Annotated in this window: 14 protein-coding genes, 1 rRNA gene and 1 riboswitch; of the genes, 13 read left to right on the forward strand and 2 right to left on the reverse strand. The window is 71.6% G+C overall.

From position 1 onward, the window contains the following. The 12 genes from rrf to ACIGZJ_RS36515 all read left to right on the forward strand — a co-directional run. Positions 1-87 (forward strand): 5S ribosomal RNA (gene rrf / locus ACIGZJ_RS36460); the annotation flags it as partial. A gap of 97 nt (positions 88-184) precedes the next feature. Beyond that, positions 185-796: a CDP-alcohol phosphatidyltransferase family protein gene (locus ACIGZJ_RS36465; RefSeq protein WP_392940415.1), complete on the forward strand. Its 612-nt coding sequence runs from the start codon at positions 185-187 to the stop codon at positions 794-796. A gap of 124 nt (positions 797-920) precedes the next feature. Then, positions 921-3416: a sugar phosphate nucleotidyltransferase gene (locus ACIGZJ_RS36470; RefSeq protein WP_392940413.1), complete on the forward strand. Its 2496-nt coding sequence runs from the start codon at positions 921-923 to the stop codon at positions 3414-3416. Between the two features lie 214 nt (positions 3417-3630). After that, on the forward strand, positions 3631-4761 hold the full coding sequence (locus ACIGZJ_RS36475) for a DUF881 domain-containing protein (RefSeq protein WP_396461326.1): 1131 nt from the start codon (positions 3631-3633) through the stop codon (positions 4759-4761). After that, positions 4758-5090 carry a small basic family protein gene (locus ACIGZJ_RS36480; RefSeq protein WP_030062488.1) on the forward strand — a complete coding sequence of 111 codons (333 nt, stop codon included), beginning with the start codon at positions 4758-4760 and terminating at the stop codon, positions 5088-5090. Before ACIGZJ_RS36475 ends, ACIGZJ_RS36480 begins: the two co-directional genes overlap by 4 nt. A gap of 388 nt (positions 5091-5478) precedes the next feature. Further along, complete coding sequence (locus ACIGZJ_RS36485) at positions 5479-6423, forward strand: DUF881 domain-containing protein (RefSeq protein WP_396461333.1); 945 nt, start codon at positions 5479-5481, stop codon at positions 6421-6423. A 553-nt stretch (positions 6424-6976) separates the two neighbouring features. Then, on the forward strand, positions 6977-7519 hold the full coding sequence (locus ACIGZJ_RS36490) for an FHA domain-containing protein (protein WP_392940409.1): 543 nt from the start codon (positions 6977-6979) through the stop codon (positions 7517-7519). A gap of 95 nt (positions 7520-7614) precedes the next feature. Continuing rightward, positions 7615-8394: a MerR family transcriptional regulator gene (locus ACIGZJ_RS36495; protein WP_396461334.1), complete on the forward strand. Its 780-nt coding sequence runs from the start codon at positions 7615-7617 to the stop codon at positions 8392-8394. Between the two features lie 86 nt (positions 8395-8480). After that, a complete protein-coding gene (locus tag ACIGZJ_RS36500) occupies positions 8481-8957 on the forward strand; it encodes a bifunctional nuclease family protein (RefSeq protein WP_392940407.1) in 477 nt (158 codons plus the stop codon). Positions 8958-9204: 247 nt separating this feature from the next. Beyond that, entirely contained in the window at positions 9205-9864 is a 660-nt protein-coding gene (locus ACIGZJ_RS36505; protein WP_396461327.1) for a MerR family transcriptional regulator, read from the forward strand. A 107-nt stretch (positions 9865-9971) separates the two neighbouring features. Further along, positions 9972-10703: a vancomycin high temperature exclusion protein gene (locus tag ACIGZJ_RS36510; protein ID WP_396461328.1), complete on the forward strand. Its 732-nt coding sequence runs from the start codon at positions 9972-9974 to the stop codon at positions 10701-10703. A gap of 57 nt (positions 10704-10760) precedes the next feature. Continuing rightward, complete coding sequence (locus ACIGZJ_RS36515) at positions 10761-12194, forward strand: DNA polymerase IV (protein WP_396461329.1); 1434 nt, start codon at positions 10761-10763, stop codon at positions 12192-12194. Between the two features lie 144 nt (positions 12195-12338). On the opposite strand, the gene ACIGZJ_RS36520 is transcribed toward ACIGZJ_RS36515, so the two are convergent. Then, positions 12339-13829: an MFS transporter gene (locus ACIGZJ_RS36520; RefSeq protein WP_396461330.1), complete on the reverse strand. Its 1491-nt coding sequence runs from the start codon at positions 13827-13829 to the stop codon at positions 12339-12341. 143 nt (positions 13830-13972) lie between these two features. Further along, positions 13973-15322: a PRC and DUF2382 domain-containing protein gene (locus ACIGZJ_RS36525; protein ID WP_396461331.1), complete on the reverse strand. Its 1350-nt coding sequence runs from the start codon at positions 15320-15322 to the stop codon at positions 13973-13975. 222 nt (positions 15323-15544) lie between these two features. After that, positions 15545-15648, forward strand: a riboswitch (glycine riboswitch). A gap of 239 nt (positions 15649-15887) precedes the next feature. Between ACIGZJ_RS36525 and gcvP the strand changes: the two genes are divergently transcribed. Continuing rightward, positions 15888-18788 carry an aminomethyl-transferring glycine dehydrogenase gene (gcvP, locus tag ACIGZJ_RS36530; RefSeq protein ID WP_396461332.1) on the forward strand — a complete coding sequence of 967 codons (2901 nt, stop codon included), beginning with the start codon at positions 15888-15890 and terminating at the stop codon, positions 18786-18788. Positions 18789-19066 lie beyond the last annotated feature (278 nt).

The raw sequence follows: 19066 nt of genomic DNA on the forward strand, positions 1-19066 counted from the left end.
GGTTACATTCCGAACCCGGAAGCTAAGCCTCACAGCGCCGATGGTACTGCAGGGGGGACCCTGTGGGAGAGTAGGACGCCGCCGAACAATCATTCAGAGAAGCCCCCGCCGGGTGAACCGGGCGGGGGCTTTTCTGTTGTAGGGTCAACATGCAAAAGTCGTCATACGTACAGGAGGCCCCCGGGTGGAGGTCCAGGAGACGCGGGTCCAGACCGATCGCGTCCTCACCATCCCCAACCTGCTGAGCATGGGCCGGCTGGTCGGCGTTCCGCTCTTCCTCTGGTTGATCCTCTGGCCGGTGTTCGACGGGCCGAACAACGATGGCTGGGCACTGCTGATCCTGATGCTGAGCGGCATCAGCGACTACCTGGACGGCAAACTGGCCCGCAGGTGGGGGCAGATCAGCCGGGTCGGCCAGCTGCTCGACCCGCTGGCGGACCGTCTGTACGTCCTCTCCACCCTGCTCGGGTTGACCTGGCGTGAGATTCTGCCGTGGTGGCTCACCGCGATTCTGATCGCCCGTGAGCTGTTTATCGCGGCGCTGTTGCCCATTCTGAACCGGCACGGCTACGGCCCGTTGCAGGTGAGTTTCCTGGGGAAGGCCGCGACATTCAATCTGATGTACGCGTTTCCGCTTCTCCTGCTGGGTGCCGGTGACAGCTGGATCGCGCAGCCGGCCGAGATCGTGAGCTGGGCCTTCATCTGGTGGGGGACGGCACTGTACTGGTGGGCCGGTATTCTCTACGCGGTCCAGGCCCGACAGATCATCCGGGCGGGCGCAGCGTCCACAGTCTGAGACGCGATCTGAGAGAAGTCCCACGGCGACACGGTGCGTCGGACGATATCTTCCGGGTAGAGAACCTCTGGAACGGTTTGATGGACCTGCAGGGTCCACCACCGCGAAGGAGGACGCACCCGTAATGAAAGCCGTTGTAATGGCAGGGGGCGAAGGCACCCGACTCCGCCCGATGACCTCCAGCATGCCGAAGCCGCTGCTTCCGGTCGCCAACAGGCCGATCATGGAGCACGTGCTTCGGCTGCTGAAGCGGCACGGCCTCTCCGACACCGTCGTCACCGTCCAGTTCCTGGCCTCGCTGGTCAAGAACTACTTCGGTGACGGCGAAGAGCTGGGTATGCACCTGACGTATGCCAATGAGGAGACGCCGCTCGGCACTGCGGGGAGTGTCAAGAACGCCGAGGACGCGCTGAAGGACGATTCCTTTCTGGTGATCTCCGGCGACGCGTTGACCGACTTCGATCTCTCCGAATTGATCGCCTTTCACCGTAGTAAGAACGCACTGGTCACCGTCTGTCTGACCCGGGTACCGAATCCGTTGGAGTTCGGGATCACGATCACCGATGACGAGGGTCGGGTCGAGCGCTTCCTGGAGAAGCCGACCTGGGGACAGGTCTTCTCGGACACGGTGAACACCGGTATCTACGTCATGGAGCCGGAGGTCTTCGCCTACGTTGCCGCCGGCGAGTCCGTGGACTGGTCGAGTGACGTGTTCCCGCAGCTGCTGAAGGAGGGCAAGCGGGTCTACGGGTACGTGGCCGAGGGCTACTGGGAGGACGTGGGCACCCACGAGAGCTATGGCAAGGCCCAGGCGGACGTCCTGGAGGGCAAGGTCGACGTCGAGATCGACGGGTTCGAGATCTCGCCCGGCGTCTGGGTGGCCGAGGGCGCCGAGGTGGATCCGGAGGCGGTACTCCGCGGACCGCTGTACATCGGCGACTACGCCAAGGTCGAGGCCGGGGTCGAGATCCGCGAGCACACCGTGCTGGGCAGCAACGTGGTCGTCAAGCGCGGTGCGTTCCTGCACAAGGCCGTCATCCACGACAACGTCTACATCGGGCCGCAGAGCAACCTCCGCGGCTGTGTGATCGGCAAGAACACCGACGTCATGCGGGCCGCGCGGATCGAGGACGGCGCGGTCATCGGGGACGAGTGCCTGATCGGCGAGGAGTCGATCATCGCGGCCAACGTCCGGGTCTACCCGTTCAAGACCATCGAGGCCGGTGCGGTCGTCAACACCTCGGTGATCTGGGAGTCGCGCGGCCAGGAGCACCTGTTCGGGCTGCGCGGCGTCTCGGGCATCCTGAACGTCGAGATCACCCCGGAGCTGGCCGTCCGGCTGGCCGGCGCCTACGCGACGACGCTGAAGAAGGGTGCCACCGTCACCATCGCGCGTGACCACTCGCGTGGTGCGCGTGCACTCAAGCGGGCGATGATCTCGGGGCTGCAGACCAGCGCGATCGACGTCCGCGACCTGGAGAACGTGCCGATGCCGGTGGCCCGGCAGCACACCGCGCGCGGAAGTGCGGGTGGGATCTTCCTGCGGACCACGCCGGGGGTGCCGGACTCGCTGGACATCCTCTTCTTCGACGAGCGCGGCGCCGACCTGTCCCAGGCCGGGCAGCGCAAGCTCGACCGGGTGTACGCACGTCAGGAGTACCGCCGGGCCTTCCCCGGGGAGATCGGCGACCTGACCTTCCCGTCCAGCGTCTTCGACTCCTATGCCGGCAATCTGTTGCGGACCATCGACACCACGGGGGTCCGCGAGGCGGGGCTGAAGGTGGTGGTGGACACCGCGCACGGCAGCGCCGGGCTCGTTCTGCCGAGCATCCTCGGGCGGCTCGGGGTGGAGGCGCTCACCGTCTCCAGCGGGCTGGACGAGGCGCGGCCCACCGAGGACGCCGAGGAGCGCCGGGCCGGGCTGGCCCGGCTGGGTGAGCTGGTGGCGTCCTCCCGGGCGGCCTTCGGGGTGCGCTTCGACCCGGTCGGCGAGCGGGTGGCCTTCGTGGACGAGCTGGGCCGGGTGATCGACGACGACCGGGCCCTGCTGGTGCTGCTGGACCTGGTCGCGGCCGAGCGGCGCAGCGGCCAGGTGGCGCTGCCCGTGACGACGACCAGGATCGCCGAGCAGGTCGCCGCGTACCACGGCACCCAGGTCATCTGGACCACGACGACGCCGGACGACCTGGCCAAGGCGGCCTCCGCCGAGGGCACGGTGTTCGGCGGCGACGGACGCGGCGGTTTCGTCGTACCGGAGTTCGGCGGTGTGCTGGACGGCGCGGCGGCCTTCGTCCGGCTGGTCGGGCTGGTGGCCCGGACCCAGCTCACGCTGAGCCAGATCGATGCCCGGATTCCGCAGGCGCACATCCGGCGGCGGGACATCGGCACGCCGTGGGCGGCGAAGGGCATGGTCATGCGCTCGGTGGTGGAGGCGGCCGGCAGTCGGCGGCTGGACACCACGGACGGGGTGCGGGTGGTCGAGGCGGACGGGCGTTGGACGCTCGTCCTGCCGGACCCGGCCGAGGCGGTCACCCACCTCTGGGCGGAGGGCCCCGACGATGCGGCCACCGAGGCGCTGCTGGACGAGTGGGCGGCGGTGGTCGACAGCGCCGGGCGGTGACGTGCGGGGTCTGATGCCGGGAGTCTGACGGCCGAGGTCTGATGCGCGGGCCGAGGTAGAGGGGACAGCGGGGTGGGCCGATCTGGCCCGCCCCGCTGTCCCGTGGGCATGGTGTCCGGTTCGGGTGGTTGGTCACCTTCCGTCCGCTTTGGCGTGTGTGCCCAGCTCAGGGGGTGTGCACAGGGCCCTTCGCCGACATGGGACGATGGTCCGCATGCCAGCGACGCCGACGCCGAGTGCCAGCAACGGACGGTTCAACCGTCCGGATGCCTCGATGTCCCTGCTGACCAACGTGATGGACCACAGCCTGGACGAGGGGTACGCGGAGGCGGCCGAGGCGCGGGGCGGGGACCACGACAGCCGGATACCCGGCACGGTCCGGGGTCTGCTCACGCTGGGCGCCGGACTGGCCCTGGTCGGGGCGGTGGTGACGGTGGGCGCGGTGAACGCGCACGAGGCCGCGCCGACGCTCGCCAAGGAGCGGGATGCGCTGATCCACCGGATCAACGACAGCAACGGCTCGGCGGACAACCTCCAGAAGCAGGTCCAGGACCTGCGGCGGAAGGTGGACAGCGCGCAGCGGCAGGCACTTCCCTCAGGTGACGGCGATCCGGCCTCCCTGGCGGGGGCGGTGGGTCTGGGCGAGGTCGCCGGGCCCGGCGCCAAGCTGGTGCTGGAGGACGCCGCGGGCACCGGCGCCGGCGGGAACGTCGACCCGCGCGCAGGGCAGGGGTTCGGGAACAGCGGCCGACTGCGGGACCGCGACCTGCAGCTGGTCGTGAACGGCCTCTGGGACGCGGGCGCCGAGGCGGTCTCCATCAACGGGCAGCGGCTCACCGCACTCTCGGCGATCAGGGCCGCGGGCGAGGCGGTGCTGGTGGACAACCGGCCGCTCGTCCCGCCGTACAACGTGCTGGTGCTCGGGGACGGGCCGAAGCTGGTCACCGCCTTCGAGAGCACGATGGCGGGCCAGTACCTGCGGCTGCTGCAGGAGAAGTACGGCATCAAGTCGACCATCTCCGCGCAGAAGAACCTGACGCTGCCGGCGGCGGTGGGTGTCACGCTGCGGACCGCCCAGCCGTTCACCCCGGAACCCTCGCCGACCCCGACCGCGCCGACTCCGGCCGTGCCGCCGTCGAACCCTTCCGGCAGCCCGTCCGGTAGTCCGTCGGCCGGCCCCTCCGCGAGCCCGACGGCGGGTACCCCGTCGTCGTCGGCGACGCCGGGGGGCCAGCCGTCGGGCAAGCGCTCGCCGAGCGCCACCACCAAGACCACGACCGCCCACTCGTCCACGGCGACCACGCCGGGGTCGTCCTCCGCAGGGACAGGAGCAGCTAAGCCGTGATTGCCGTACTGGGGCTCGTGATCGGGGTGGTGGTCGGACTCTTCGTCCAGCCCGAGGTGCCGGACGCCGTGGTGCCGTACCTGCCGATCGCCGTGGTGGCGGCGCTGGACGCCGTGTTCGGCGGTGTCCGGGCGATGCTGGACGGGATCTTCAACGACAAGGTCTTCATCGTGTCGTTCCTGTCGAACGTGGTGGTCGCTGCGCTGATCGTCTTCCTGGGGGACCAGCTGGGCGTCGGTTCGCAGCTGTCCACGGGTGTGGTCGTCGTCCTCGGTATCCGCATCTTCTCCAACGCCGCTGCGATCAGGCGCCATGTCTTCCGCGCCTGAGTCGGGCCGGGAGAGGCCGGCGGACGGGGACGCGCAGGTGCACCCGGACGCGGACGGACGGGCAGGAGCCGGTGTGCGCGAGGGCAGCGACGCGGGGCGGCGGACGAAGGCGACCGGTGAGGTGGCCGTGATGGCGACGGGGACGTCGGCCGGGTCTTCGGCCGGGAAGCCCGCCGAGGCGGTGGCGGTGCCGGAGAAGTCCGCGCGGGCGTCCGTCGAGGAGCCTGCGGCCGAGGCTTCGGAGGAAGCCGCAGAGGGCTCTTCGGGCAGCCCGTCGGAGCTGTCCGGTGTGGAGCGCGACGGCCGCTCCGAGGCAGTTGACTCGAAGCCGGCCGCGCCGGCGGCGGGGGAGCCCGAGGTCGACGCCAAGGCCGAGGCCGAGGCCGACATTGGGCCGGTTCCGGCCGCCGAGGACTCCGAACCGCAGCCCGAGCAGGCCGTCGAGCCAGCCGTCGAGCCGGCCGTTGATCCCGCCGGCGAGGAGGCTGCCGAGGCCGTTGCCGCACCCGGCCCGGGGGCCACCGAGGCTGAGCCCGCGTCCGGGCCCGCGCCCGAGGCGAAGCCGGAACCGGAGCCCGAGGCCGGGTCGGAGCCCGCCGTGGACCGCGGTGCCGGTCGCCGTCGGCTCCAGGCGGCCCTCTGGCCGCCGCGCCTGTCGCGCGGGCAGCTGGTGGTGGCGCTGCTGCTGTTCTCGCTCGGTCTGGGACTGGCGATCCAGGTCCGTTCCACCAACGACCACCACAGCCAGCTGCGCGGCGCCCGACAGGAGGATCTTGTCCGCATCCTCGACGAACTGGACGGCCGCCAGCAGCGTCTACAGCAGGAGAAGGCGGAGCTTGAGCAGTCCCTGGCCAAGTTGGAGAACAGCTCCAACCAGGCCAAGGAGGCCCAGGAGCAGACCAGGAAGAAGGTGACGGAACTCGGCGTGCTCGCCGGGACCGTCAAAGCCACTGGTCCGGGCATCGTACTGACGGTCGATGATCCCCAAGGGCAGGTGAAGGCAGATATGCTGCTGGACACCCTGCAGGAACTCCGAGCGGCGGGGGCGGAGGCGATTCAGATCAACGATGTGCGCGTGGTGGTCAACACCTACTTCACGGACGCGTCCGGCGGCGGTGTGCAGATCGACGGCAAGAAGGTCTCGCAGCCCTACCGATTCACCGTCGTGGGGAACCCGCAGGACCTCACGCCCGCGCTGAACATTCCGGGAGGTGTGGTCCGCACCCTGGAGAGTCATCAGGCACGGGCGACGATCTCCCAGCAGCAGAAGGTGGTCGTCGACGCCCTCGTCGATCTGAAGACACCGCAGTACGCCAAGCCGGCTCCGAAGTGACGGGCCGCCCGCCGAACGTCCCGTCACCTGCGGGTGGCCCCCGGTGCGGGGTTTCCCGGGGACGTGGGCGACACTGGTCCATACCGCAGCACGTCGGAGCACCACACGTCGGAGCACCACTCCAGCCGGCCCGATCCACGACCGGGCCCGCAGCCTGTCCGAGGTTCTCACCCTGCCCCGCGGGCGGGTCTGTCACACGCAAGGGGATTCGCCCGTGAGTTTCTTCTCGAAGTTGTTCGGTCGCAACAAGGGTCGTGACGCGGCCGCCGTCGAGGCGCCCACCGCGCGTCACCGCCGCGCCGACGAAGAGCGCGCCGTGCCGGGCATGCGTCCGGCCCCGGAGGGCGTGGAGTACGCCGAGCACCAGATGTTCCGGGACGGCGCCGGTACCCAGTTCGCGGGGAATCAGGCGGGCTACGGCGCGTCGGTTGACCCCTCCGGCGCGCCGCGCATAGGTTTCCCGTCAGGACCCTCAACCTCTGGTGGAGGGTTCGCCCCGGACCCGTACGCCGGGCACAACCCGTCGGGTGTGCCGCGCCAGGAGGCTGTGAACATGGCTGGCCCCACTCCGTGCCCCAGGTGCGGCAACCAGAACCCGTCCGCGGCCCGCTTCTGTTCCAACTGCGGTACGGCGCTTCGCGGTGGCGCGCTGCCCGAGGGGGCGGCGGAGACCACGTCGACCATCTCGATCTCCGGCCTGGAGTCCTACGACCCCAACACCACCACCGGCACCGGCGCCACTCCGGCGCTGTCGGCCGAGGTGCTGTCGGCGATCGACGCGCTGCCGCCGGGCTCGGCCCTGCTGATCGTCCAGCGCGGCCCGAACTCGGGCAGCCGGTTCCTGTTGGACTCGGACATCACCACGGCAGGCCGTCACCCGCAGGGCGACATCTTCCTGGACGACGTGACCGTCTCGCGCCGCCACGTGGAGTTCCGCCGCACCCAGGCGGGCTTCAGCGTCGCCGACGTCGGCAGCCTCAACGGCACCTACGTCAACCGGGAGCGGATCGACGAGGTGCCGCTGAACAACGGCGACGAGGTGCAGATCGGGAAGTACCGGCTGGTGTTCTTCGCCGGCCACAACCGGGGGTACTGAACCCAACGTCGGCAGGAGCCCGAGTGAGCGCGAATACTCCTTCATCTCTCGGGGCGGCCAACCCCGCGCCGTCCGGTCCGCCAGCGGACCAGGGCATGCGCGGGGTGGTCGCGGCCCCCAGGCAGCCGGTCCGTCCGGACCGGCCGGCCGGGGGCGGCCGACGGCGCGGCGGCGACGAGCTGCTGAGCATCGGCGCGGTGCTGACCTTCCTGCGGGACGACTTCCCCGAGGTCACCATCTCCAAGATCCGCTTCCTTGAGGCGGAGGGCCTGGTCGAGCCCCAGCGCACCCCCTCGGGGTACCGCAAGTTCAGCCCGGCCGACGTCGAGCGGCTGGCCTACGTGCTGCGGATGCAGCGCGACCACTATCTGCCGCTGCGGGTGATCCGCGAGCACCTGGACGCGATCGAGCGCGGTGAGAGCCCGCCCGCGCTGCCCCCTGCGGACGCCCGGCCGGGGCCGCTGGAGGAGGCGGACCGGGAGCTGGTGGCGGCCGCGGAGTCCGGCGCCGGGGTCCGGCTGGGGCGGGCGGAGCTGCTGGCCGCCGCCGAGGCCGGCGAGGGCGAGCTGGCCGAGTGGGAGGCCTACGGACTGGTCGCCCCTGGTTCGGACGGCGGGTACGACGGCGAGGCGCTGCAGGTGGCCAGGCTGGTCGCCGAGCTCGGCCGGTTCGGCCTCGAGCCCCGGCACCTGAGAGCCATGAAGGCCGCCGCGGACCGGGAGATCGCCCTGGTCGAGCAGGTGGTCGCGCCGCTGCGCCGGCACCGCAATCCGCAGACCAGGGCGCATGCCGAGGCCACCGCCCGGGAGCTGGCCACGCTGTCGGTGCGGCTTCACGCGGCCATGGTCCAGGCCGGGCTGAAGACCCGCGGGTAGCTTTTTTCGCACCGGCCGCACCTCGCTGACCAGCGGCGTCCGCTCTGCGCTTTCATATCCGGGGCGCGGGCCATAGGGTTGCGTGTGTGAATGAGCTCGACGTCGTGGGTGTCCGGGTGGAGATGCCTTCCAACCAGCCGATCGTGCTGCTGCGCGAGGTGGGCGGCGATCGCTACCTGCCGATCTGGATCGGCCCCGGCGAGGCGACCGCGATCGCCTTCGCCCAGCAGGGCATGACGCCGGTGCGCCCGCTGACGCACGACCTCTTCAAAGACGTCCTGGAGGCGCTCGGCCAGCAGCTCACCGAGGTCCGGATCACCGATCTGCGGGAGGGCGTGTTCTACGCCGAGCTGGTCTTCACCGGCGGTGTCGAGGTGAGTGCCCGGCCGTCCGACGCGATAGCGCTGGCGCTGCGCACCGGCACGCCGATCTACGGGAGCGAGGAGGTGCTCGCCGAGGCGGGCATCGCGATCCCGGACGAGCAGGAGGACGAGGTCGAGAAGTTCCGCGAGTTCCTCGACCAGGTGTCGCCCGACGACTTCGGCGGCAGCGGCCCGCAGTAGTGCGGCCGTGGTGCGGCAGTGGATGAACGCTGTGTGGTCGAAACACCGCGCGGCGTTTTGCCAAAAATCGTCCACCTACCCACACTGGGGGCACGAAAAACCACTCTCCTGAGTGACGCGGTTTATCCGGCTCGGCGTGGCGATCGTTGACGGGCCATAGGGGACTGCCTACCGTCAGGAGTGGCTGCCCGGGTGTCTGTCGCCCGCGGTCTTGGGTTGCCCGCAGCACGAGTGGACGGAGGTAGGCATGACCAGCACCGGCGATGAAGTGGCCGTGGGAGGCCTGTGTGCCGTACACGTGCCGCGCACCGCTCGCAGCGTGGCCGACCTGTCCCGGTCGGATCTGCCCAGGGTGGGCCGGTTCCCGGCGGTACAGCCGGGTCAGCCGGCCATCGAGCGGCTCGCGCCGAGTTCGGAGCTGATCGGCTACCGGGGCCCGACGGCCTGTGCGGCCGCCGGGATCACCTACCGTCAACTGGACTACTGGGCCCGGACGGGGCTCCTGGAGCCCAGCGTCCGCACGGTCTACCCGGCGAGCAGTCAGCGGCTCTACAGCTTCCGCGACATCCTGCTGCTGAAGATCGTCAAGCGGCTGCTGGACGCGGGTGTCTCGCTGCAGAACATCCGGGTGGCGGTCGCCCATCTGCAGTCGGCCGAGTCCGGCGACCTGACCGGGCTCACCCTGATGTGTGACGGTGCGACGGTCTACGAGTGCACCACGCCCCAGCAGGTGGTCGACCTGTTGAAGAGCGGTCAGGGCGTCTTCGGCATCGCCGTCGGAGCGGTCTGGCAGGAGCTGGAGCTGGCCGTCGGGCGGCTGCACGCCGAGCGGACGGACACCGGCGAGACCCTGGTCGGCCACGACCCGGCGGACGAGCTGGCACAGCGCCGCAACCGGGCGGTCTGACCCGGGTACTGACGAGGCCGCGGGCCCGGACGGGGAACCGTCCGGGCCCGCGGCCTCGTCGTGCCTGGTGAACTGATCAAGCCTGGTGGACCGATCAAGGGGGGCACGTGCGGTTCGGCTCCGGTATACCCGGCCTGCTGCTGCGGCGGGTACGGCGGCTCGGCGTCCGGCTGCGGCGGCGGCGCGCCCAGCGCAGGATCTTCCAGCTGGCGACGGTGTTCTGCTGCCTCGCCCTGGCTCCGAGCGCCTGGCTGTGGATCGCCGGGGAGGGCCGGGTGGGCTCGGTGGAGAGCGCGCCGAAGGCACCGGTGGCGGTGGTGTTCGGCGCCGGGCTGTACGAGGGCAGGCCGTCGCCGTACCTGGCGCACCGGCTGGACGCGGCGGTGGACCTGTACCGGCTGGAGAAGGTCCAGGCGATCCTGGTGACCGGGGACAACGGGCGGGACGGCTACGACGAGACCGATGCGATGCGGCGCTACCTGATCGAGCACGGTGTGCCGCAGGTGCGGGTGGTCGGCGACCACGCGGGCTTCGACACCTGGGACTCCTGCACCCGGGCGCGCCGGATCTTCGGGGTGGACCGGGCGGTGCTGGTCAGCCAGGACTTCCACGTCCGGCGGGCGCTGGCGCTCTGCCAGGCGGCGGGCATCGACGCGTACGCGGTGGGGGTGCCGGAGGTCCACGACCTCACCTGGCTGTACGGCGGGGTGCGGGAGATCCCGGGCGCGGGCAAGGCGGCGCTGAACGCCTGGCTGCGGCCGGACCCGGTGTTCCTCGGCCCGCAGGAGCAGGGCATCCCGCGGGCGCTGGCCGACGCGGCGGCGGCCGGCCCGCGCTGAGACCGGTCGGCGGCCGCGTTCGCACGGACTGTCGGACCCGTGCGGCATGATCGGCGGGTGCGGTCACTGCCGAGCATCATCCACCTCGACATGGACGCCTTCTTCGCGGCGGTGGAGCAGGCGGCCAAGCCGAGCCTGCGGGGGAAGCCGGTGATCGTCGGCGGGCTCGGCGGGCGCGGGGTGGTCTCCACGGCCTCGTACGAGGCGCGCAGGTTCGGGGTGCACTCGGCGATGCCGATGGCGCAGGCCCGTCGGCTCTGCCCCAACGCGGCCTTCCTGTCCGGGCGGTTCGAGGCCTACCGGCAGGTCAGCGAGCTGGTGATGGGCCTGCTGCGGGAGCTGTCGCCGCTGGTGCAGCCGCTCAGCCTGGACGAGGCCTTCGTCGACCTGGAGGCGGGCCCCTACGGGCCGGCCCTGCTGGAGGCGGAGCACGGGACGGGGGAGCAGCTGGTGCTCGCCCTGGCGGAGGACCTGCGGGCGGACATCCAGCGGCGGACCGGCCTGACCGCCTCGGTCGGGGCCGCCGGGTCCAAGCTGATGGCGAAGATCGCCTCCGAGCAGGCCAAGCCGGACGGGCTGGTGCTGGTCGAGCCGGGGCAGGAGCGGGCGGTGCTCGGGCCGATGCCGGTACGGGCGCTGCCCGGGGTCGGCCCGGCCACCGAACAGGCGCTGCGCCGGGCCGGGTTGAACACGGTGGCCGACCTCGCGGAGGCCGGTGAGGCGGAGCTGGTGCAGCTGCTGGGCAAGGCGCACGGCGCCGGGGTCCACCAGATGTCGATAGGGCTGGACGACCGGCCGGTGGTGGCCGACCAGGACGCCAAGTCGGTTTCGGTGGAGGACACCTTCGAGGTGGACCTGGCCGACCGGGACCGGGTGCTGCGCGAGGTGGACGTGCTCGCCGCGCGGTGTGTGCGGCGGCTGCGGGCGGCCGGGCGCTCGGGGCGGACGGTGGTGCTGAAGGTGCGCCGGTTCGACTTCTCGACGCTGACCCGGTCGGAGACGCTGCGCGGGCCGACGGACGACGAGTCGGTGATCACCGAGACGGCCCGGCGGCTGGCCTCCCAGGTCGACATCACGGGCGGGGTGCGGCTGCTCGGCGTCGGCGTCTCGCAGCTGGCCGACTACACCCAGGAGGACCTGTTCGCGCAGGCCGTCCGGGAGTCGGCGCAGGAGCAGGAGACGGCGCAGGGCGAGGAGGAGCGGGTCGAGGTGGCGGAGGCGGTGGCCGTCCGGCACTGGATGCCCGGGCAGGACGTGCACCACGCGGAGCTCGGGCCCGGGTGGGTGCAGGGCAGCGGGGTCGGCCGGGTGACCGTGCGGTTCGAGACGCCGTGGAGCGGGCCGGGGCGGGTGCGGACCTTCTCGGTGGACGATCCGGCGCTGGAGCCGGCCCGACCACTGCCGCTGCGCGAGAGCGAGGGCGGTGGCGAGGGCGGTGGCGAGGACGAGGGTGCGGAAGGGTCGGCCGAGGGGTCGGCGGGCGGGGGCTGAGACACGAAGCGGCCCCACCCGGAGGGGGTCCGGGTGGGGCCGCGTGTCGGACGAGCCCTCGGGCGGTCGCGATGCCCTCGTCGACCGTTCGGGGGCCCGGTCCCCCTCGCGCCCTGTCCCTGGGCGCGAGGGGTGGACGCCTCGTCAGGCGTCGGTCTTGGCCGGCACCGGGCCGGAGCCGAGGTCCGCCATGTCGTTGCCGACGGCGACGGTGGTGGTGGGCTTGATGGTGCGGATCAGGAAGGGGACGGCGCCGGCGATCGCGCAGACCGCTGCGGCGACCCAGAACGCGTGCTTGTAGGCGTCCAGGGTGGGCAGCAGGACCGGGATCGGCAGCTTCATGGTGTCGCCGGTCAGGATGGCGGCCATCACGGCGGTGCCGATCGCGCCACCGACGGTGCGCAGCACGGCGTTCATGCCGTTGGCGATGCCGCTCTGCTCGACCGGGACGGCGCCGTTGATGTAGGCCGGCATCGCGGAGAAGGCGAGGCCGATACCGAGGCCGAAGATCGCCGAGGCGGTGTAGATGTCGCCCTCGTGGCTGTGGCGCAGGGCCAGGTAGGCCATCGCGACGGCACCGAGGACGCCACCGAGGACCAGCGGCAGGCGCGGACCGCGGCGGGCGATCAGCAGGGCGCCGAGCGGGGCGGCGACCATCGAGCCGAGGGCCGAGGGCAGCAGCATCACACCGGCGTGCAGCACCGTGGCGGTGAAGCCGTAGTGGGTGAGCTTCTCCGGGGTCTGGGCGAAGTTGCTGATCACCATGAACGAGCCGTACATGCCGAAGCCGATCAGCAGGCCGGCCAGGTTGGTGAAGGCGACGGCCGGGCGGGACATCATCTTCATGTCGACCAGCGGGTGCTTGACCTTGACCTCGATGACACCCCAGATCAGGGCGACCACGGCGGCCACGGCGAACAGGCCGAGGGTCTTGGTGGAGGTCCAGCCCCAGGTGTTGCCCTGGCTGACCGCGACCAGCAGGGCGGAGAGCCAGCCGGCCAGGGTGATCGCGCCGAGCGGGTCGGCGCCGCCCTCCTTGTCGGTGACCGGGTCGCTGGGCACCCGGAAGGCGACCAGGGCGACCGCGAGCAGGCCGAAGGCCAGGCCCATCCAGAAGATGGACTTGTAGCTCCAGTGCTCCAGCAGCAGGCCGGTGGCGACCAGGCCGAGGCCGCTGCCGACGCCCATCGAGGCGCTGATCGCGGCGACGCCGCCGGTGACCTTCTGCTTGGGCAGCTCGTCGCGGACGATGCTGATCGCCAGCGGGAGCACGCCACCGCCGGCGCCCTGCAGGACGCGGGCGACGACCAGCCAGGTGAAGGAGTGGGTGCTGACCGCGAGCGCCGAGCCGGCCACCAGACCGGTCAGCGAGATCAGCAGCATCGGCTTGCGGCCACGCAGGTCGCCGAAGCGGCCCAGCAGGGGGGTCAGCACGGCTGCGGAGAGCAGGTTGGCCGTCATCAGCCAGGTGATGCTGGAGCCGGAGACGTCGAGCTCCTTGGCCAGCGAGGGCAGGATCGGGACGACCGCGGTCTGCACCACGCTGAACGACAGCATCGCCAGGATCAGGGCCGGCAGGACCCGGGCGCTGCTCTGCTTCTCGGCCGTAGTGGTGGGCTGTGGTGCCTCACTCACGGTTGCTTCCTCCCGTACATAGTGAATGAACTGAAATAACCATGCAGGCAGATACTTCAGTGTGTCAAATATCGATCGGTGAAGCTTTGGCAAAGTCGAAGGACCCCGGACCGTGGCGGTCCGGGGTCCCTGGTGAGAGCGGGTCAGGCGAGCGGCCTCAGCGGGGCCGGCCGGGTCGCGTCGGCCACCGAGGCGAGCGGGGAGGGGGAGGAGGACGAGGACGGGGGCGACGAGGGTGAGGTCGACGTCGTCGAGGAGAGCGCGTCCGAGGGGGTCGAATGCATGGGCGGCGGCGTGTGCGCGGTCGAGGGGGCGGGGGTCGAGGTGGTCGCGGTGTTGTCGTGCACCTCGACGTGCTCGCGGCGCAGCTCGTCGCGGATCACCTCCTCGGAGGTGTACCGCTCGACGACCAGGCGGACCCGCTCGATCGGCGCCAGGTACTTGCGGACCACCGGGCGCTCCTCGCGCAGGGTGACCTCCTCGACGGCCTCGGCGATGTCCTTGTCGCTGAGCGCCGCCCGCTCGGCATCGCCGACCGGCATCCGCTCGACCCGGACCCGCTCGCGCACCACCGGGACGCGGCGCTCGACCGGCTCGCTGGTCACGTACTTGCGCAGCTTGGCGGTGCCCAGGACGTGCCACTCGGTGATGATGTCCAGGCGCTCCTCGCGGCAGGTGATCTCCACCGGGCCGCTGGGCGCGGACGCGGCCGGGCCGCCGGTGGCGGCCGGGGTGGTGGAGGGCGCGGCACTCGGGGTGCCGACCGGGGTGGCGGGGACGACCGGGGCGGCGGGCGCCGAGCTGCTCGGCGCCCGGGTCTCGGGTGCGGCGGTACTGACGGTCCGCACGTTGGCCTCCGTGGCGGGTTCGGACGGCTTGCCGAGGTCGGCCGCCGGGATGGTGGGGGAGCTCGGGGTCGTGCTCTCCGCCGAGTGGAAGGCGAGCGGCTTGACCGGCGCCGCGGCCGGGGGCGGGGTCACGGGCGGGGCCGTCGGCGGGGTCGGCGACGGCGCCGGGTCGGACGCCGTGCTGGTGGCGGCCGCCGCGCCCGCCGCGGCGCCTGCGGCCGCGGCCGTTCCGGTCGCGCGGCCCGTGGTCGAATCCGCCGCCGGGACGGAGCCGAAGTCCAGGTCGGCCGGCTGGGAGCCGGAGCCGTCCCCCGCGGCCGGGCTGCCGTCCAGCGGGGTGTCCAGCCCGTAGTAGCGGTACAGCTGGAGTTCCTGGGCGGGTGACAGGTGCTGGCCCACGCCGAAGTCCGGCGACTCCTTCACCAGCGACTTGTCGTACGGCACCCGCAGCTCGTCGCCGGAGAACTCGCTCGTGGTCAGCGGGACGAAGGCGTCCCGCCCGAAGATGCCGGTACGGACGGCGGCCCACTCCGGTTGGCCGGTGGCGTCGTCCAGGTACACCTCGTCGACCGTGCCGATCTTGTCTCCATTGCGGTCGACCGCCTTGTGGCCGATCAGGTCCCGGGGGTCGATATCGGTCTGCACGCTTTCCTCCAGTCGCTGCTCCTGCGGAACTCCCGCAGGTCGGCGGCTGGAGCGCCCTTCCCATCCGCCACTTCACACCAAAAGGCATGAAGCGGACACCCGCGACCCGGGCGGGGCCGGACGGGCCACCCGCTGCGCCGTCCGGGTCATGCGCGAACTCTGCGAGTGACCTGACGCACCCGTGAACGGAGGGCTTCCCGCTGGTACCCTGGGCGCGACCGCCGAGCCCGCTCGGGAGAGTCCCCGAGAGCGGAAGTCGCTGGTCGGGGCGCCGAAGGAGCAACTCCTCCCCGGAATCTCTCAGGCATCCGTACCGTGTGGGATAGGTCACTCTGGAAAGCAGGGCAGGACCGCCGGCGAGGGAGCCGACGGCCACCACCCTCACCGACGGTGCAAGCCGGCGGGGCGCCCACAGCGCACCGCGCGGGCGAAGCTCTCAGGTCCCGATGACAGAGGGGGAGGCCTGTCGGGTCCGCCCGCCCAGGTCGATCCGCTGTTGTCCACAGCGGCTAAGCCGCCCGGCGCGCGTACCCCCGCCGGTCCGTGACCAGGAGGCCTCGACCACATGAACGCCCAGCCGAACGCGGGACGCCCCACCAGCGTCCCGACCCTCACCGAGCTTGAGCTGGCCAGTCCCTTCGAGAACCGCCACATCGGCCCCGACGCCGCCGCGCAGGAGAAGATGCTGGCCCACGTCGGCTACGGCTCCCTGGACGAGCTCGCCGCCACCGCCGTGCCGGACGCGATCCGCTCCATCACCGCCCTGGACCTGCCCGCCGGCCGCAGCGAGGCCCAGGTCCTCGCCGAGCTGCGCGAGCTGGCCGGCCGCAACCGGGTGCTCCAGCCGATGATCGGCCTGGGCTACTACGGCACCTTCACCCCGCCGGTGGTGCTGCGCAACGTCCTGGAGAACCCGGCCTGGTACACGGCCTACACGCCGTACCAGCCGGAGATCTCGCAGGGCCGCCTGGAAGCGCTGATCAACTTCCAGACCCTGGTCTCCGACCTGACCGGTCTGCCCACCTCCGGCTCCTCGCTGCTGGACGAGGGCACCGCGGCCGCCGAGGCGATGGCCCTGGCCCGCCGTGTCACCAAGGTCAAGGGCGGTGTCTTCCTGGTCGACGCCGAGACCCTGCCGCAGACCGTCGCGGTGATCCAGACCCGTGCCGAGCCGACCGGTGTCGAGGTCGTCGTCGCCGACCTCTCCGCGGGCATCCCGGCCGAGATCGCCGAGCGCGGCGTCTTCGGCCTGCTGCTCCAGTACCCGGGCGCCACCGGCGTGGTGCGCGACCTCGCCCCCGTCATCGAGCAGGCCCACGGCCTCGGCGCGATCGTCGCCGTCGCCGCCGACCTGCTGGCGCTGACCCTGCTGAAGTCCCCGGGTTCGCTCGGTGCCGACATCGCCTGCGGCACCTCGCAGCGCTTCGGCGTCCCGATGGGCTTCGGCGGCCCGCACGCCGGCTACCTGTCGGTCCGCGCCGAGTACGCCCGCTCGCTGCCCGGCCGCCTGGTCGGCGTCTCCGTCGACGTCGACGGCAACCGCGCCTACCGCCTGGCGCTGCAGACCCGTGAGCAGCACATCCGCCGCGAGAAGGCCACCAGCAACATCTGCACCGCCCAGGTGCTGCTCGCCGTGATGGCCTCCATGTACGCCGTCTACCACGGCCCGGACGGCCTGGCGGACATCGCCCGCCGCACCCACCGCTACGCCGCCGCGCTCGCCGAGGGCCTGCGGGCCGGCGGTGTCGAGCTGCTGCACGGCGAGTTCTTCGACACCGTCACCGCGGTCGTCCCCGGCCGTGCCGCCGAGATCGCCGAGGCCGCCCGGGCCAACGGCATCAACGTGTTCCAGGACGGCGCGGACCGGATCTCCGTCTCCACCGACGAGACCACCACCCGCGAGCACCTGGCCGGCGTCTGGGCCGCGTTCGGCGTCCAGGGCGTCGAGGTGGCGGAGAGCGCCGACGCGCTGCCCGCCGCGCTGCTGCGCGAGGACGAGTACCTGACCCACCCGGTCTTCCACAGCCACCGCTCCGAGACCGCCATGCTGCGCTACCTGCGCCGCCTGTCGGACCGCGACTACGCGCTGGACCGCGGCATGATCCCGCTGGGCTCCTGCACCATGAAGCTCAACGCGACCACCGAGATGGAGCCGGTGACCTGGCCCGAGTTCGGCCAGCTGCACCCGTTCGCGCCGATCGAGCAGGCGCAGGGCTTCCTCACCCTGATCCGCCAGCTGGAGCAGCAGCTGGTCGAGGTGACCGGCTACGACGCCGTCTCCATCCAGCCGAACGCCGGCTCCCAGGGCGAGCTGGCCGGCCTGCTGGCGGTCCGCGCGTACCACCACGCCAACGGCGACACCCAGCGTGACGTCTGCCTGATCCCGTCCTCCGCGCACGGCACCAACGCGGCCTCCGCCGTGATGGCCGGCATGCGCGTGGTCGTGGTCAAGACCCTGGTCGACGGCGACGTGGACGTCGAGGACCTCAAGGCCAAGATCGCGCAGCACCGCGACCAGCTCGCCGTGCTGATGGTCACCTACCCGTCCACCCACGGCGTGTACGAGACCGAGATCACCGACATCTGCGCGGCGGTGCACGAGGCCGGCGGCCAGGTGTACGTGGACGGTGCCAACCTGAACGCCCTGGTCGGCCTCGCCAAGCCGGGCAAGTTCGGCGCGGACGTCTCGCACCTGAACCTGCACAAGACCTTCTGCATCCCGCACGGCGGCGGCGGCCCGGGCGTCGGCCCGGTCGCGGTGCGCGCGCACCTCGCGCCGTACCTGCCGAACCACCCGCTCCAGGCGGAGGCGGGCCCGGCCACCGGCGTCGGCCCGATCTCGGCCGCGCCGTGGGGCTCGGCGGCCATCCTGCCGATCTCCTGGGCGTACGTCCGGCTGATGGGCGGCGAGGGCCTCAAGCACGCGACCCAGGTCGCGGTGCTGAACGCCAACTACATCGCCAAGCGGCTGGCCCCGCACTTCCCGGTGCTCTACACCGGCCCCGGCGGCCTGGTCGCGCACGAGTGCATCATCGACCTGCGCCCGCTCACCAAGGAGACCGGCGTCTCGGTGGACGACATCGCCAAGCGCCTGATCGACTACGGGTTCCACGCGCCGACGATGTCCTTCCCGGTGGCCGGCACCCTGATGATCGAGCCGACCGAGTCCGAGGACCTGCACGAGATCGACCGGTTCTGCGACGCGATGATCGAGATCCGGGCCGAGATCGAGAAGGTCGGCTCGGGCGAGTGGGCGGCGGACGACAACCCGCTGCGCAACGCCCCGCACACCGCCGCCGTGATGGTCGGCGACTGGGCGCACGGCTACTCGCGGCAGGAGGCGGTCTTCCCGGCGAGTGTGAACCCGGCGGACAAGTACTGGCCGCCGGTCAGCCGGATCGACGGCGCGTACGGCGACCGCAACCTGGTCTGCTCCTGCCCGCCGCTGGACGAGTACGGCGTCTGACGGTCGGATCCGACAGCATGCGGCAGGGCCCCGGCGGAACGTTCCGCCGGGGCCCTGCCCGTTTCGTCGTGCTGTGGCGGCTGCCCCGCCGGCGGTCGTGTGACCGGGGTGTCGTCGTTCGCCTGGCCGCCAGACCCGGACCGGTCCCGGAGCCGTTCGGCCCCGGGGTCGTCCGGCCGCTTGGGGCCTAGGGCGTTTCTTTCGGATCATCGGATCGTTGGTCTGGTCGTGCCGTTGACTGACGCGCAGTGGGCGCGAATAGAGCCGTTGTTGCCGGA

This window comes from Kitasatospora sp. NPDC052868, from assembly GCF_044547105.1.
In the GTDB taxonomy this organism is placed as follows: Bacteria; Actinomycetota; Actinomycetes; order Streptomycetales; family Streptomycetaceae; genus Kitasatospora.

Excerpts from the sequence above, each read along its gene's own strand:
- ACIGZJ_RS36505 (WP_396461327.1), top strand. The coding sequence starts at position 9,205 with ATGACCAGCACCGGCGATGAAGTGGCCGTGGGAGGCCTGTGTGCCGTA.
- ACIGZJ_RS36490 (WP_392940409.1), top strand. The coding sequence starts at position 6,977 with ATGGCTGGCCCCACTCCGTGCCCCAGGTGCGGCAACCAGAACCCGTCC.
- gcvP (WP_396461332.1), top strand. The coding sequence starts at position 15,888 with ATGAACGCCCAGCCGAACGCGGGACGCCCCACCAGCGTCCCGACCCTC.
- ACIGZJ_RS36475 (WP_396461326.1), top strand. The coding sequence starts at position 3,631 with ATGCCAGCGACGCCGACGCCGAGTGCCAGCAACGGACGGTTCAACCGT.
- ACIGZJ_RS36470 (WP_392940413.1), top strand. The coding sequence starts at position 921 with ATGAAAGCCGTTGTAATGGCAGGGGGCGAAGGCACCCGACTCCGCCCG.
- ACIGZJ_RS36495 (WP_396461334.1), top strand. The coding sequence starts at position 7,615 with ATGCGCGGGGTGGTCGCGGCCCCCAGGCAGCCGGTCCGTCCGGACCGG.